Source organism: Pelatocladus sp. (assembly GCF_059505505.1).
In genome coordinates this window covers 14419-29711 of sequence record NZ_JCACKS010000260.1, presented here as the reverse complement: position 1 = coordinate 29711, position 15293 = coordinate 14419, and the positions used below count along the sequence as shown (strand labels likewise).

14 protein-coding genes are annotated in these 15293 nt (G+C 41.1%); 10 read left to right on the top strand and 4 right to left on the bottom strand.

Features of this window, described 5'->3' with window-relative positions:
- From AC5JMK_RS27370 to AC5JMK_RS27350, 5 genes are all read left to right on the top strand, one after another.
- On the top strand, window positions 1–198 hold a 198-nt coding region (locus tag AC5JMK_RS27370), incomplete at its 5' end, for a hypothetical protein (protein ID WP_495911420.1).
- A 554-nt stretch (window positions 199–752) separates the two neighbouring features.
- Complete coding sequence (locus tag AC5JMK_RS27365; protein WP_096679049.1) at window positions 753–1409, top strand: hypothetical protein; 657 nt, start codon at window positions 753–755, stop codon at window positions 1407–1409.
- Between the two features lie 148 nt (window positions 1410–1557).
- Window positions 1558–2820, top strand: a complete 1263-nt coding sequence (locus AC5JMK_RS27360; RefSeq protein WP_096676543.1) for an MFS transporter — start codon at window positions 1558–1560, stop codon at window positions 2818–2820.
- 165 nt (window positions 2821–2985) lie between these two features.
- A complete protein-coding gene (ilvB, locus tag AC5JMK_RS27355) occupies window positions 2986–4905 on the top strand; it encodes a biosynthetic-type acetolactate synthase large subunit (protein ID WP_096676542.1) in 1920 nt (639 codons plus the stop codon).
- Window positions 4906–6005: 1100 nt separating this feature from the next.
- Window positions 6006–8534, top strand: a complete 2529-nt coding sequence (locus tag AC5JMK_RS27350) for a mannose-1-phosphate guanyltransferase (protein WP_096676541.1) — start codon at window positions 6006–6008, stop codon at window positions 8532–8534.
- Between the two features lie 456 nt (window positions 8535–8990).
- On the opposite strand, the gene AC5JMK_RS27345 is transcribed toward AC5JMK_RS27350, so the two are convergent.
- Together AC5JMK_RS27345 and rbsK are read right to left on the bottom strand one after the other, a co-directional pair.
- Window positions 8991–9398 carry a hypothetical protein gene (locus AC5JMK_RS27345; RefSeq protein ID WP_495911419.1) on the bottom strand — a complete coding sequence of 136 codons (408 nt, stop codon included), beginning with the start codon at window positions 9396–9398 and terminating at the stop codon, window positions 8991–8993.
- A 646-nt stretch (window positions 9399–10044) separates the two neighbouring features.
- Window positions 10045–10968 (bottom strand): ribokinase, encoded by a 924-nt coding sequence (gene rbsK / locus AC5JMK_RS27340; protein WP_096676538.1) that lies wholly within the window; start codon window positions 10966–10968, stop codon window positions 10045–10047.
- Between the two features lie 216 nt (window positions 10969–11184).
- Here rbsK and AC5JMK_RS27335 point away from each other — a divergent pair, with 216 nt between their 5' ends.
- Window positions 11185–11763 (top strand): Alr1449 family protein, encoded by a 579-nt coding sequence (locus tag AC5JMK_RS27335; RefSeq protein ID WP_096676537.1) that lies wholly within the window; start codon window positions 11185–11187, stop codon window positions 11761–11763.
- 43 nt (window positions 11764–11806) lie between these two features.
- On the opposite strand, the gene dapF is transcribed toward AC5JMK_RS27335, so the two are convergent.
- Window positions 11807–12646: a diaminopimelate epimerase gene (gene dapF / locus AC5JMK_RS27330; RefSeq protein ID WP_096679045.1), complete on the bottom strand. Its 840-nt coding sequence runs from the start codon at window positions 12644–12646 to the stop codon at window positions 11807–11809.
- A 97-nt stretch (window positions 12647–12743) separates the two neighbouring features.
- Here dapF and AC5JMK_RS27325 point away from each other — a divergent pair, with 97 nt between their 5' ends.
- Complete coding sequence (locus AC5JMK_RS27325; protein ID WP_096679043.1) at window positions 12744–12962, top strand: Hfq-related RNA-binding protein; 219 nt, start codon at window positions 12744–12746, stop codon at window positions 12960–12962.
- 11 nt (window positions 12963–12973) lie between these two features.
- Here the strand turns inward: AC5JMK_RS27325 and AC5JMK_RS27320 are convergent, their stop codons facing one another.
- Window positions 12974–13342: a hypothetical protein gene (locus tag AC5JMK_RS27320; protein ID WP_495911418.1), complete on the bottom strand. Its 369-nt coding sequence runs from the start codon at window positions 13340–13342 to the stop codon at window positions 12974–12976.
- A 142-nt stretch (window positions 13343–13484) separates the two neighbouring features.
- Between AC5JMK_RS27320 and AC5JMK_RS27315 the strand changes: the two genes are divergently transcribed.
- The 3 genes from AC5JMK_RS27315 to AC5JMK_RS27305 all read left to right on the top strand — a co-directional run.
- Window positions 13485–13685: a hypothetical protein gene (locus AC5JMK_RS27315; RefSeq protein WP_495911417.1), complete on the top strand. Its 201-nt coding sequence runs from the start codon at window positions 13485–13487 to the stop codon at window positions 13683–13685.
- A gap of 22 nt (window positions 13686–13707) precedes the next feature.
- Window positions 13708–13965 carry a tyrosine-type recombinase/integrase gene (locus AC5JMK_RS27310; RefSeq protein WP_495911416.1) on the top strand — a complete coding sequence of 86 codons (258 nt, stop codon included), beginning with the start codon at window positions 13708–13710 and terminating at the stop codon, window positions 13963–13965.
- A gap of 13 nt (window positions 13966–13978) precedes the next feature.
- Window positions 13979–15293: tetratricopeptide repeat protein (locus AC5JMK_RS27305; RefSeq protein ID WP_495911415.1), on the top strand; the 1315-nt coding region annotated here is incomplete at its 3' end.

The following is a 15293-nucleotide window of genomic DNA, read 5'->3' as shown; positions in this document are numbered from 1 at the left end:
GTAAACAATAACTCTACTACGGAAAGCCCTCTTTATTTTGGCGAAGGTATTGTTATTTATGAGTTCTTTTTCTTAAGTAAGATTAATTTTACTGACATTCAACAAGAATGGTTAAAACGAGATACCAAGAAATTTATTAGATATATTGCGACGACAACAACAAGCTTTGCAAGGATACAACGACCTCTGCTTAGGTGAGGAAACTCCTCTAAGTAAGCCGACTCACCGAAAGAGGAAACCCAAGAAGTGATTCTTGGAATCACCGTCCCTTTTAGGGTGGTGAGGATGTCAAAACTATCTTTTTTGTGGCAGAAAAGCATCGTTAGAATTTATTCCTGTACCTAAAGTTATGACTATGATTAGAAAAGCTGTCAACAAACTAGGGGTATAAGGGTGTAGGAAACCCCATAACTGAAGTAAGGGGCTTGAAAAAAGGACGCCTTTTTCCTTGGACTACGTGTCTAGGAAAAATTTCTCTTTTCCATGTTTAAAAAACTCTTTCTTGTACCCAGTATTTGGGGCGGGTTTTCCCCTACACCCCTATACCCGCCACAAAGCAGGGTGGTTTCATACGAAAAAAGAAAAATATGGAAGTCTGTATTTCTCGTTTTGAAGCATAGATTTTTACCCCTCTCCAAACCTCTCCCCTTATTAAGGGGAGAGGCTTTAAAAGAAGATTTTAATTTTTCTCTGCTTGTATGAAACCACCCTGCCCTATACCCGCCCCAAAGGGGCTTGGTTACCAAATACTAATGAGTATAATTATTTGCCCAGGTATACATACACAAGAATTAACTAAAAACTTTCTTATGGCTTGGAGAGACTCAGTAGTTCACAGTTTGCAGTCTCCAGATTCAGTAAATATACTAGTTTACCCAGCCGAAGTTTTATCATCCTTATCAGGGTTTCATCTTTTACAGTTTTTACATAAGCATTTAGGAGATAGGCTCGAATCGCCAGTTGTATTTATTTGTTTTAGTGCTGGTGTAGTTGGAGCGATCGCAGCCGCATCTTCATGGCAACTACTAGGAGGTAAAATAAAAGCTTTTATTGCTATAGATGGATGGGGAGTACCATTATGGGGAAACTTTCCTATCCATAGGATGAGCCATGATTACTTCACTCACTGGAGTTCTAAAATACTGGGCGGGGGTGAAAATAACTTTTATGCAGATCCAGCAGTTGATCATTTAGAAATGTGGCGATCGCCCCAGACCGTCCAAGGTTGGTGGGTAGACTCATCTTTTGGAGAATCGTCATCTCAACAAAGTTTAACTGCGGCTGAATTTTTGCATAAACTTTTAGTGCGCTATGAAAAAATTAGTCCGGAAAGTATAAGTAGTAAGGAGGAGATCGCGGATCAGGGGTCAGGGATGGGGGACAAGGAGTATATGGAGGACAAGGAATAATTATTTAACAAGTCTCTTCCCAATCCCCATTACCCCTTATCCCCTCCAGGGGCCCCACCTGCCCCTTATCCCCTCCAGGGGACCCCTACCTTCCCCTTATCCCAATTACCCAATCCTCAATCCCCTATCCCCTATTCCCTAATTGCTGATGTTTCCAACTGAACCTGCTGCTGTAAATAAAGGATTTGGCGTCCTGCTCAGAAACCGTGGTTTTATGCTGCTGTGGATTGGGCAGTTATTTTCCCAGCTTGCGGATAAAGTTTTCTTTGTTTTAATGATTGCTCTATTAGAAAACTATCCGCCTCCTGCTGGTTTAGCCGAAAACTCGATGTACTCAGCTTTAATGGTGGCGTTTACAGTCCCAGCAATTTTGTTTGGTTCAGCTGGAGGTGTGTTTGTTGATCGCTTTCCAAAAAAGTTGATCATGGTTGGTTCAGATGTAGTACGCGGTTTGTTGACACTGTTAATACCGCTTTTGCCACGGGAGTTTTTGATTTTATTAATACTGACTTTTGCAATCTCCACTGTGACGCAGTTTTTTGCACCCGCAGAACAGGCTGTCATTCCGTTATTGGTGAGACGAGAGAATTTGATGGCAGCCAATGCTTTGTTCAGCAGCACAATGATGGGTGCTTTAATTGTGGGATTTGCGATCGGGGAACCAATGTTAAGTTGGGCAAAAGATTACCTTGGTCCCGATTATGGTCAAGAGCTGGTAGTGGCAATATTGTATATGTCTTCTGCTGGGATCATGCAGCCCATTAACTTTAAAGACAACACAACAATTGGTGAACAGGAAGCAAGTATCAATCCTTGGACAGATTTTAAACAAGGCTTGCGCTATCTCAAGAGAAATCGCTTGATATTAAATGCCATGCTGCAATTAGTGACTTTATATTGCGTATTTGCAGCCCTAGTAGTGCTGGCAATTCAATTAGCAGCAGAATTTGGATTAAAAGAGAAACAATTTGGCTTTTTCTTGGCAGCAGCAGGCGTAGGAATGGTAATTGGAGCCGGGATTTTGGGTCATTGGGGTGATAAATTTCATCACAAACCTTTACCCTTAATTGGGTTTTTGATGATGGCAGTAGTTTTAGGGGTCTTCACTTTTGTCAATCAACTATTATTGGCTTTAGGCCTTTGTGCTGTTTTAGGAATAGGTGCAGCCCTAGTTGGTGTGCCAATGCAAACTTTAATCCAACAACAAACCCCACCTTCGATGCTTGGTAAAGTTTTTGGGTTTCAAAATCATGCCATCAACATAGCTCTTTCTGCACCACTGGCAATTACAGGTCCAATAACTGATGCTTTAGGCTTGCGAAGCGTATTAGTAGGAATGAGTGCGATCGTCGCGATTATTGGTGTTTGGGCTTGGCACAATACCCGTCGAGTTTTGCAAGATGTGATCTGAAGGAAAGGGGATAAGGGCTTTCAAGGGTAGGGAGAATAATCCCCAATCCCCAACTGAATGTCAGGGATCAGTGATAATCTCAAAAAATGATCAAAGTTTTAAATTAAAATGAGAATTTAACTACAGAAATTCAGCATTATCTTAGCTAATAGGTGAGGTTCGACTGTGCGTTCACGAAGTGTCTCTGTCGGAGAATCGCGTTCCCCAATCATTGGTTCACAAACCGAGAAGCAAGCCCAGTCTAGTGTATCTTCATCGCCAGTCGTGACACCTAGACGTGCATCTGGTGGTTTTGCACTGCTTGACAGTCTAAAACGCCATGGCGTCGAATATATTTTTGGTTATCCTGGTGGTGCGATTCTACCAATTTATGATGATTTGTATAAAGCGGAAGCTAGTGGTGAAGGCATCAAGCACATCCTAGTGAGACATGAACAAGGTGCTGCCCATGCAGCTGATGGTTACGCCCGCGTTACAGGGAAGGTAGGGGTGTGCTTTGGCACATCAGGGCCAGGAGCAACTAACTTGGTAACAGGTATTGCTACTGCTTATATGGACTCGATCCCGATGGTCATCGTCACCGGACAAGTACCTCGTCATGCAATTGGCACAGATGCGTTTCAAGAAACCGATATTTACGGTATTACACTGCCAATTGTGAAGCACTCTTACGTAGTGCGCGACCCCAAAGATATGGCACGGGTTGTAGCTGAAGCTTTCCACATTGCCACTACGGGGCGACCAGGACCAGTTTTGATTGATGTCCCCAAAGATGTAGCATTTGAAGAATTTGATTATTTACCTGTGCAACCGGGTTCGGTGAAGTTACCCGGATATCGCCCCACAGTCAAGGGAAATCCACGCCAGATATATGCCGCAATTCAACTGATTCGCGACAGTCGCCGTCCTTTGTTGTATGTCGGTGGAGGTGCGATCGCTGCTGATGCTTACGTAGAACTTCAAGAATTGGCTGAGTTATTCCAAATCCCTGTCACCACAACTTTGATGGGTTTGGGTGCTTTTGATGAGCATCACCCTCTATCTTTGGCAATGTTGGGGATGCATGGTACTGCTTATGCTAACTTTGCAGTTACCGATTGTGATTTACTCATTTGTGTAGGCGCAAGATTTGATGACCGCGTTACGGGCAAGTTAGATGAATTCGCTTCCCGCGCTAAGGTAATTCATATCGACATCGATCCCGCAGAAGTTGGTAAAAATCGCGTTCCCGATGTGCCTATAGTTGGCGATGTCAAGAACGTATTGCAAGACATTTTACGCCGATGTGAAGAATTGGGTATCAAAAGTACACCCAACCAAAGCCAAGAGTGGTTGAGATTAATCAATCGCTGGAAAGAAGAATATCCTTTGGTTGTGCCACACCATGCTGATAGCATTTCACCACAAGAAGTAGTTGTGGAGATCGCTAATAAAGCACCTCATGCTATCTACACCACAGATGTCGGTCAACATCAAATGTGGGCAGCTCAATTTCTCAAAGCAGGACCTCGACGCTGGGTTTCTAGCGGAGGTTTGGGAACAATGGGTTTTGGCTTACCAGCAGCGATGGGTGCCAAAGTAGCTTTCCCTGACCAAGAAGTCATCTGTATTAGTGGTGATGCCAGTTTCCAGATGTGTTTACAGGAACTTGGCACACTTTCACAGTATGGGATAAATGTCAAGACCGTCATTCTCAATAACGGTTGGCAAGGAATGGTGCGCCAGTGGCAACAAGCTTTCCATGGTGAGCGTTACTCTTGTTCCAACATGGAAGTAGGGATGCCAGATATTGAATTACTAGCAAAAGCTTATGGTATCAAAGGCATCATAGTTAAAAACAAAGAAGAATTGACAGATGCGATCGCCCAAATGTTAGCCTATGACGGGCCAGTGATTATCAATGTCCACGTTACCAAAGACGAAAACTGTTACCCAATGGTAGCGCCCGGTAAGAGCAACGCTCAGATGATCGGTTTACCAAAGCAAGCACCGAAAGCTGATGTCGAAGCTGTTTATTGCAGTAATTGTGGTGCGAAAAACCTTCCCGCTAACATTTTCTGTCCAGAGTGCGGTACAAAATTGTAACAAAGGGTTTGTAGTGAGCGCTAAAGCACTCACTACAAAGATCTCAAAGTGAGTTGATCCTGTTATAAAGATTCATCTAAATATATAAAATTTCAATTTTTTACCCACGCCAGTAATTTGGTTGTAATTAGGGAAAGCGAACATAAGCTGTTGCGCTTTTAATTTACATATTCATTATGGCCTGATTAATGACTCAAATCCTCTTCGCTTCTGCCTCCTGCCTTCTGCCTTCTGCCTTGCTGTTGTGCATTTTTAATGCATAACAGCTTACTGCTTGTGTGACTTTCAAAATCAAGCGAAAAATCTTATCTATTTGCCCTTTAGTGCTTTATTAAAATTTTGCCTATAGGGCTTATTTGTAAGATATAAAACTGGCCATAACAATGACAACATCAAGCGGTTGACTGTACTACGAGTAAAATTTGTCTTCCTATATCCATTCCAGAATTTCCAAGCAAAACCTGTATAACCTACTATCAAAACAATAGCAATTAATTCACTCATTGCAATTTGCTCCACAATAAAAAAATAGAATTTGAGTCCAGAATTTTCAGGCGATCGCGTAATCTGATCAATTACACCAATCAAACATTAACTAAGACAACGCAAATAACAGAAGGTTTGTAGTGAGGACTTTAATCCTCAAAAAAGGACTAAAGTCCTTACTACGAAATTATTTCAATAATTTTACGTTACTTAACATAGTTTGATTTATTCTCACTGACTGACTTACTAAACGCTATAGTTAAGCACCCGCTTTGATAAATAAATTTTCATAATTCCAGTTTAAATTAGCTTCCCCCTTAGTATCCAGTTATAGTTCACAAGTAAAGACAAGGGAAAAGGATTGGGGATTGGGATTGGGGATTGGGGATTGGGGATCGGAAAAATTATCAATATTCTAATTACCTTTCCTCGTTCCCTGTTCCCTGATCCCCATTTTCAAGCTAATGCGGGGAGTAAATATACTTGTATCTAGCTAGATGCATCTATTGGAAGTTCCTCAAATTTCAATATCCGTAGGACACTAAAGAAAGTAGATAAAACTGATCTAATTTGTCTTGACGCAGCAAGTGGTGCAAACAGCCTAAGGAGGATTTATGAGAGCAGTATTAATGGCAGGGGGTTCAGGAACACGGCTTCGTCCACTCACTTGTGATCTGCCTAAACCGATGGTGCCGATCTTAAATCGACCAATTGCGGAACATATTATTAATCTTCTCAAACTACATGACATTACAGAAATAGTTGCCACACTGCATTATCTACCAGATGCTTTGCGAGATTATTTTCAAGATGGCAGCGATTTTGGCGTACAAATTACTTACTCTGTTGAAGAAGATCAGCCTTTGGGTACTGCTGGATGTGTGAAAAATATTGCCGAACTTCTGGATGAAACTTTTTTAGTCATTAGTGGTGATAGCATCACAGATTTTGACTTAACAGCAGCGATTGAATTTCACAAACAAACAAAATCAAAAGCTACTTTGATTCTGACTCGTGTTCCTAATCCCATTGAGTTTGGAGTAGTAATTACTGATGAAGATCATCGCATTTGCCGATTTTTAGAAAAACCTTCTACAAGTGAAATTTTTTCCGATACGGTTAATACCGGTGCTTACATTTTAGAACCAGAAGTTTTGGAATATCTGCCTGCCAACACTGAATCAGACTTTTCCAAAGATTTGTTTCCTTTGTTGTTGGCAAAAGGTGAACCAATGTATGGTTACATCGCCCAAGGTTATTGGTGTGACGTTGGTCACTTAGACGCTTATCGGGAAGCTCAGTATGATGCATTGGAGCAAAAAGTTAACCTTGACTTTCCATACCAAGAACAATATTCGGGTGTTTGGATCGGTCAAAACACTTACATAGATCCAACAGCTAAAATTGAAGCCCCTGTGGTGATCGGCGATAATTGCCGTATAGGTGCCAGAGTACATATAGAACCAGGAACTATTATTGGAGACAAGGTAACTATAGGGGCAGATGCGAATCTTAAGCGCCCCATTGTGTGGAATGGCGCCATTATCGGTGACGAAGCACAACTGTCGGCTTGTGTAATTTCTCGTGGTACTCGTGTAGATCGTCGCGCCCACGTTTTGGAAGCTGCTGTAGTTGGTTCGCTGTCAACTGTGGGAGAAGAAGCTCAAATTAGTCCTGGTGTGCGAGTTTGGCCGAGTAAGAAGATTGATTCAGGGGCAATTTTAAATATTAACTTAATTTGGGGAAATACTGCTCAACGTAACTTGTTTGGGCAACGGGGTGTACAAGGATTGGCAAATATTGATATTACCCCGGAATTCGCAGTGAAATTAGGTGCAGCTTATGGTTCCACCTTAAAACCTGGTTCGCGGGTAACGGTTTCCCGTGACCAACGTAATATTTCCCGCATGGTAACACGATCGCTCATTGCGGGTTTGATGTCTGTTGGTATTGATATTCAAAACTTAGACGCAACTGCTATCCCCATTGCGCGTACAGTTATACCGACAATGGGAGTAGCTGGTGGTATTCATGTACGAGTACATCCTGATCGCGCAGATTACATCCTAATTGAATTTATGGATGCTAAGGGTATTAATATTTCCAAAGCTCAAGAAAAGAAAATCGAAGGGGCTTACTTTAAAGAAGATATGCGGCGATCGCTCATTCATGAAGTTGGTGATGTTGCTTACCCGAGTCAAGTAGTTGATGAATACTGCACAGCCTTTGAAAAACTATTACACATAGATACACTCCGTAACAGTCGAGCAAAAGTAGTAATAGATTACGTCTATGCGGTATCTGGAGCAGTTTTACCGCAAATGTTAGATAAGTTTGGTGCAGATGCAGTAGTATTGAATGCTAGTTTAAATAAGACTGCTATGTCTGCTACAGACCGAGAAGCACTACTAACACAGCTTGGTCACGTGGTGGAAGCTTTAAAAGCCAATTTTGGTATTCAAGTTTCAGCGAATGGTGAACAGTTGATTCTAGTTGATGAATCGGGTATACCGATTCGTGGGGAAATGTTAACTGCACTGATGGTAGACATGATGTTAACTTCTAATCCCAGAGGTACAGTAGTTGTACCAGTACATACATCCAGTGCGGTAGAACAAATAGCCCGTCGCCACGATGGTAAGGTGATTCGTACTAAAGCGAACCCCACAGCCTTGATGGAAGCAAGTTACAAAAATGCCAATGTAGTTTTAGGAGGTAGTGCAGACACTGGTTTCATTTTCCCCCAACTACATCCGGGTTTTGATGCGATGTTCTGTATTGCCAAATTAATTGAGATGCTAACGATTCAAGAGCGATCGCTAGCCTCAGTGCGTTCAGAATTGCCACGAGTGATCCACAAATCCCATATTATCCGGTGTCCTTGGACTGCAAAAGGAGCATTAATGCGCTATTTGGTCGAAACCCATCCAGCCCAAAATCTGGAATTAATTGATGGAGTGAAAATTTGTCAGCAATATGATGACAGTTGGGTGCTATTGTTACCGGATGCAAGTGAGCCACTAGTACACTTGTATGCTAATAGTAACGATCGCGACTGGGTTGATGAAAACTTGAGGAATTACCGCGCCCGTGTACAGGCGTTTGTGGAAAGAGAACAAGAGCAAGTTGTAGCTGAGGTTTGACATTGTCCCCACACCTATAAGGTGGGGGGATTGTCCTCGAATCACTTCTTAGATTTCTTCTTTGCGCGAGTTGACTTACTTAGAGGAGTTTCCCCACCCAAGTCATATTTAATTGTTGAACAAAAAAACTCAGTACAACTTGATTTTCCCATTCCCTGTTCCCTTTCCTCACAAATAATTAACTTATACCAATTTTCTGTGAAGCTGCACATTATTTTAACCCCTCCCAACCTCCCCTTACCAAGGGCTACGGTGTACACAGAAGTCTTATAAAGTTGCATAGTAGCGTTTTGATCCCCCCTAACCCCCCTTAAAAAAGGGGGAACTAGAATCAAAGTCCCCCTTAAAAAGGGGGATTTAGGGGGATCAGAGGATTTATGTGTACACCGCAGCTTACCAAGGGGAGGTGCCGAAGGCGGTGGGGTTCTTTATATGCGTCTTCATAAAGAAATGGTATTAGTCATCTAATGTCAATGATTTTTGTTGGCTAGCTTTTCCTTGCTTAGGGCAGTAATCAGGGCAGTTGCTTGCTTCTTCAGTTAAAACAATTGAAGGTTGGACTGCACAATTGAGATGATGATTTTGTGAAAAATAATGACATTTTCTACAGGGAACTTTACGTGAAGTATGGATGGCGAAAAATAACTTATTTTCTTGTGAAAGTCTCCTCATTTTGGACATAAATACCAAAAATACTGCCCAAATTATTATGAAGGCAAGAGAACCTCCAGCAATAAAAATTTTTGCACTAGGAATGCTTGAAATATCAACTCTTCTATCTTCTACTTTTACTTCACTGTGGATAGTCTGGTTCAGCAAATTTTCGGCTGCTAGATATTGTATGAATTGTTCCTGAAGATGCATATCGACACCTTTGGCGAAATTTATTTACAGCATGGTTTAATGAGTCTCTTGAAATTGACAAATTATAATGTCAAATTTTCTACTCTCTGAGTCGAGTATGACTTGTCAATATTGATTAGTTAATAAAACCGATATTATAGATTTAGCAAACTTTATATAAGAATATCTCTGTCAAGAGTTTTGCTTGTAGATAATAGATATATGTCAAAAGGAATAAGAAAAAAATATTCTGATGAGCTAAGACAAAATAAATATAACAATTTTTAATCGCATGAATAATAAGAACCCCGACTTCTTTAAGAAGTCGGGTATCTATGTCATCGGTTATATTGCAATACGCTTGGTGTTAAGCCCACAATTTTTTATAGAGACGCGTAGCAAGATCCCACAGGATAATTTCGCGTCTCTACAGGATTTAAATGTCAATCGATTTGTCTTATCCGAACCATATTGAAACTTGTCCTGTCCAAAATATTTTTTATACATAATCTATTTGTAATCACAAGTAGTTGAATTATTAATTGGATTAGGGCATATATTATGATAATTAATATCAAAAAAATTAAGTTTAGTCCCCAAATATTCAAGTACTAAAGTACTTACTACGAATCTATCAAGACTTTTATAAATACAATTTTTTGCTGAGTTAAATCCTCCTTTCTTGGAGAAAAGTATCAAACGTTGACCGATTTGGAAGCGAAGTTTGTGCGCCTAGTTTAGTCGTTGCTATAGCACCTGCTGCTGCACCCCAAACTACCGCTTGACGTAAAGGAAGTCCTTGGAAAAGTGCAGCCACTAAACCACCATTAAATGCATCTCCAGCTGCAACCGTATCCACTGCTTTGACCGAAAATGCAGGTACAAAAAAAGTTTCACTAGAGGTAGCACAAACTACACCTTGAGCGCCTAATTTCACGATCGCATTTTTCACACCCCTATTCAACAAAGCTTCGGCTGCTTTCTTTGCAGAATCTTGTCCATTCACGGAAAAACCTACTAATTGACCTGCTTCCACTTCATTGGGAGTAATAATATCTATCAAAGGATAAAGTTCATTTGGTAAATTTGACTGAGCGGGTGCAGGGTCGAAAATTACGGTTACTCCTGCTGCTTTTGCTGCTTGTGCTGCTGCAATCACCGTAGATATCGGAATTTCTAGTTGTAAAAGAAGTACTGTTGCTGTCTGCAACAAACGCGACATTCTAGTTACATCTTCTTGGTTAACGCATCCATTTGCGCCTGGAATCACAACAATTTGATTTTGAGTTGCATTGTCAATGATGATGATCGCAACACCAGAACTAACAGTTTCATCTATCAATACATTTTCAGTTTGTACACCAGCAGCTTGCAAACTATCAACAAGTTCAGCACTAAAACTTTGTGCGCCTACACGTCCCACCATTTGTGTAGGAATTCCCAATCGTGCTAACGCTACTGCTTGATTTGCGCCTTTTCCCCCAGGAACTTTAAAAAAATCGTATCCCAGCAGTGTTTCACCAGGGAGTGGTAATCGAGGTGCAGTCCCCACCAAATCCATATTGATACTACCGAAGACGATCGCTGTCATAAGTCTTTAGCTAAAATCAGATTTGTTTAAGTCTGTCTATAGTCTAGTAATTCGATGTTATTCTGCTTAATCTTTAATGACGAGAGGCTGATAGTGAAAAATCGTCTAATGTTGGAAAACTTGTAATAAGTGCGATCGCATCTCACCTTATTAGGAATTTGATAATATTAACAAAGTGGGCGATCGCACCTCTGGAACAGATTTTGCAAAAACACTATGGCAAAGCGTAAAAAAAGCAATCTTCAATGGATTAAAGAAACGCTTGAACTAAAACCCGATCATCACTGGAACTCTCCATCAGGCTACAAGATTTTTGTTGCAGGTAGGGGAGCTGTTCGCTTCAATGTTCCCCAGAGTTGGGTTTTTGAGCCACAAGAAAAATCGTTCAAGTTCCTGGATAAACAACCACCCAACGATGATTGCTGCTTAGAAGTCTCTTTTAATCACCTTCCACCCAACGATTGGAGTCTGTTTCCACTCAAACCCACTTTAAAGAAAGTCATAGACAATGACGAACGCAACGTCATTGAGAAGGGAGAAATTGTTACTGTCAAGCGCCAAACTGCCAGAATTATGTGGGCAGAAATTAAGTTTATCGACACCCAGGAAGAACCACGAGAAGCTTTTTCGCGGACTTGCATTGGTTTAGGGTCAAATGTGCAGTGCTTGATTACATTCGATTATTGGGTAGATCAAGCAGAACAGCTAATACCCATTTGGGATGAAGTGATGCATAGTCTCACGCTGGGGTTGTATATCCGCGATCCAAGAACTGGTTTAGCTTTTCCAGATTAAATCATACCCTTGTAGAGACGCGAAATTTCGCATCTCTACATTTTTACATCTTTCCTTGAAAGACTTGTTTAGCTGGGCCTGTCATATAAATTCGTTGATCAATTTCTGACCAAGCAATTTGCAAACAACCTCCAGGTAATTCTACAGTCGCAGTGCGATCGCATTTTCCTGTTAGTACTCCCGCGACTAAAGCAGCACAAGCACCTGTACCACAAGCTAAAGTAATTCCAGCCCCACGTTCCCAAACTCGCATTTTCAGGTAATCTGGGCGAACAACTTGAATAAATTCAGTATTTGTCCGTTGGGGAAAAACTGGGTGATGTTCAAACTGCGGGCCAATATTATCTAAGGGAATTGCTGCTACATCTTCAACAAAAGTTATGCAATGGGGATTACCCATGCTGACACAGGTGACATCCCAAGTTTTTCCTGCTACTTCCAAGGGTTGGTTAATAACTTTCTCGTCAGCAGAACATAAAATAGTAGGAATCTCGCCAGCAAGTAATCTGGGAATACCCATGTCAACTTTTACTTGTCCGTCGGACATCAATTCGGGTGTAATTATACCAGCAAGGGTATGAATCCGATATTGATTACTCTGACGTGACTCGCCTTCTAATTCAGCCAAAAATGCAGCTAAACAACGAATACCATTACCACACATTTCGGGTTCGGAACCATCGGAATTAAAAATCCGCATGGTGTAATCAGTACCATCCTCACTTAGTAAAGCAAAAATTACACCATCTGCACCAATACCAAAATGGCGATCGCACAACTGTACTGCTTGTGATGGAGTGATTGCGGGCTGTGAGTCAGAGCGATTATCTATCAAAATGAAATCGTTACCCAAACCGTGATACTTAGTAAATTCTATTGCCATTCCCAAAATCCATAAACTATATTTGTGTTTTGTCATTAGTTATTTGTGTTTTGTCATTTGCTAATGACAAAACACAAATAACTAATAACTAATGACTATGATTACCGAATTTGATACTTCTTTACCCAGCACTCGCCAATTACAAAACCTGATTAAACAAGCACTAACAACTGAGATTAAATTGCTGACGGGTGATATATTGACTGGAAGAGTAATGTGGCAAGACCAATATAGTGTGTGTCTTGTGGATGATACTAGTCAACAGGTGATGATTTGGAAACAGGCGATCGCTTATTTGAAGCCTTTGAGTAATTAGGAAATATAAATCTATTCCGCAGGAACGGGAACTGGCGACTCGCCTCGTAGTCTCTTGCTGCGCTGGTTTTTAGGGGCTCCTCCTGCCATGCCGTATTCTACACTGCTTTTGCCATATCGAGTCGCAACTGCCATTAGCATGTGTTCGGCCATATCTCCCAACTCGCACTCTGTTTCTAGCATTTCACGATATAACTTATCCAAGTTGGAAAGGGCGCTGTTGTATACATTTTCTTTGGCTCGCATCCTTTCTATTAAAGTTGAGAAAGCAGATAGGGTAAGTCCATTGCCTAAATCTATATTTGGATCAATTGAATCGATACCAGCTGCACGACGCACTGCTCTTTCTAGCACCTTGGAAGTTCTTTTTTGACGAGCCATAATATAAACCCTGTAATACGGTACGCTTAACATTCTTTAGCTTAAAAAAATTCCGTATTGATCAGCCTGAGAGTATTCCACTAAATCTGCAATAGCTTTTGCTACCACAAAGATATCTGTGATGAGTGCGTGTTTTATCGAAATGAGAAAGCAAAAAGGCATTTTGAGTGCGTGTTTTACCGAAATGAGAAAGCAAAAAGGTATTTTGAGTGCGTGTTTTACCGAAATGAGAAAGCAAAAAGATATTTTGAGTGCGTGTTTTACCGAAATGAGAAAGCAAAAAGGTATTTTGAGTGCGTGTTTTACCGAAATGAGAAAGCAAAAAGGTATTTTGAGAAGGTGAAATGGCATTTTGAGAACTTAAAATGGCTTTTTGCTTACTAACTTCTCACCAGTGGTTTGCAGCTGATAAGATTCTTAGGGATACCTGTAAGCGTTTTGGGTTGGTTGGTGTCAGTACACACTCTTTTAAGAGGACGGTATTAACAATGATGTCTTCTGCTGGTGTTCCCTTACGGCATATCCAAGAAATCAGTAAACACAATGACCTGGGAACTTTGCAGCGCTATTTGGAAGTTACCCCAGAGCAAAGGAAGAAGGCTGTAGAGGTGATTGGATTTTAAGGGGCAAATTCAAATGAGCAACCAGGGTGATAATAATTCAGGTGGATTTTTTCAACGTTTAAAGAGTTGGAGCGAGATAGGAACTGCGGTTATTGGTTTTGTTGTTACCTTAATTGGATTTATTAAGTTAGCATCTGGCGATACCGGATTTATTACTCAAGTGTTGATTATTTTCGGCATTGTCGTCTTGTTACTGTTTTGTGGTTATGTCTATTTCTACTGGAAGCCAAACCTCATATCGCGGCGAGTAGCCCTCGCTGGTATGTTTGCCATTCCTATCTTGAGTATTGCTAGTTTTTATATATGGCAACATCTCCCAACTAAAGACATTATTGTTCTGTTGGCTGATTTTGAAAATTCTAATGAACAGAAAGACTATAGGGTTACTAAAAATATCTTTGATAAGCTAGAGGATGCTACCCGAAGTTACTCAGATATAAAAATACAACGTTTAAATCAAATTGTTACATCCCAAAAGGATGCTCGTAAGGAAGCAGGAAAACGTAAAGCAACTATTGTCATTTGGGGAGACTACGGGAAAACAGCTACGACTGTACAGTTAAGCTCACACTTTGAGGTCTTACGTCCTCCAGAGTATTTACCCAAAATCGAAGGGTTAGAGCAGACTGCTGCTGTTTCTGAGCTAAATAGCTTCAAGATGCAAACCAGTCTCTCGAATAGAATGGTTTATCTAAGCCTTTTTACTGTAGGATTAACTCGCTATACGGTTAGTGATTGGAACAAGGCTATTACCAGCTTCAGTGACGCCCTAAAACACGTTGAAGCTCCTATTAAGGAGTTGGATCAAAGCATAGTATATTTTTACCGAGGGTTAGCTTACTATTACAAAAAAGACTACGACCACGCCATTGCTGACTACAACCAAGCCCTGAAACTTGACCCCAACTTTGCCAAAGCTTACTACAATCGAGGGTTAGCTTACTATTACAAAAAAGACTACGACCGCACCATTGCTGACTACAACCAAGCCCTGAAACTTGACCCCTCCAGCGCTGACGCTTACTACAACCGAGGGTTAGCTTACCATTACAAAAAAGACTACGACCGCGCCATTGCTGACTACAACCAAGCCCTGAAACTTGACCCCAACTTTGCCAAAGCTTACTACAATCGAGGGTTAGCTTACTATTACAAAAAAGACTACGACCGCGCCATTGCTGACTACAACCAAGCCCTGAAACTTGACCCCTCCACCGCTGACGCTTACTACAACCGAGGGTTAGCTTACTATTACAAAAAAGACTACGACCGTGCCATTGCTGACTACAACCAAGCCCTGAAACTTGACCCCTCCACCGCTGACGCTT

Excerpts from the sequence above, each read along its gene's own strand:
- AC5JMK_RS27365 (WP_096679049.1), top strand. The coding sequence starts at position 753 with ATGAGTATAATTATTTGCCCAGGTATACATACACAAGAATTAACTAAA.
- AC5JMK_RS27360 (WP_096676543.1), top strand. The coding sequence starts at position 1,558 with ATGTTTCCAACTGAACCTGCTGCTGTAAATAAAGGATTTGGCGTCCTG.
- AC5JMK_RS27350 (WP_096676541.1), top strand. The coding sequence starts at position 6,006 with ATGAGAGCAGTATTAATGGCAGGGGGTTCAGGAACACGGCTTCGTCCA.
- AC5JMK_RS27345 (WP_495911419.1), bottom strand. The coding sequence starts at position 9,398 with ATGCATCTTCAGGAACAATTCATACAATATCTAGCAGCCGAAAATTTG.
- rbsK (WP_096676538.1), bottom strand. The coding sequence starts at position 10,968 with ATGACAGCGATCGTCTTCGGTAGTATCAATATGGATTTGGTGGGGACT.
- AC5JMK_RS27335 (WP_096676537.1), top strand. The coding sequence starts at position 11,185 with ATGGCAAAGCGTAAAAAAAGCAATCTTCAATGGATTAAAGAAACGCTT.
- dapF (WP_096679045.1), bottom strand. The coding sequence starts at position 12,646 with ATGGCAATAGAATTTACTAAGTATCACGGTTTGGGTAACGATTTCATT.
- AC5JMK_RS27325 (WP_096679043.1), top strand. The coding sequence starts at position 12,744 with ATGATTACCGAATTTGATACTTCTTTACCCAGCACTCGCCAATTACAA.
- AC5JMK_RS27320 (WP_495911418.1), bottom strand. The coding sequence starts at position 13,342 with ATGGCTCGTCAAAAAAGAACTTCCAAGGTGCTAGAAAGAGCAGTGCGT.
- AC5JMK_RS27315 (WP_495911417.1), top strand. The coding sequence starts at position 13,485 with ATGAGAAAGCAAAAAGGCATTTTGAGTGCGTGTTTTACCGAAATGAGA.
- AC5JMK_RS27310 (WP_495911416.1), top strand. The coding sequence starts at position 13,708 with ATGGCTTTTTGCTTACTAACTTCTCACCAGTGGTTTGCAGCTGATAAG.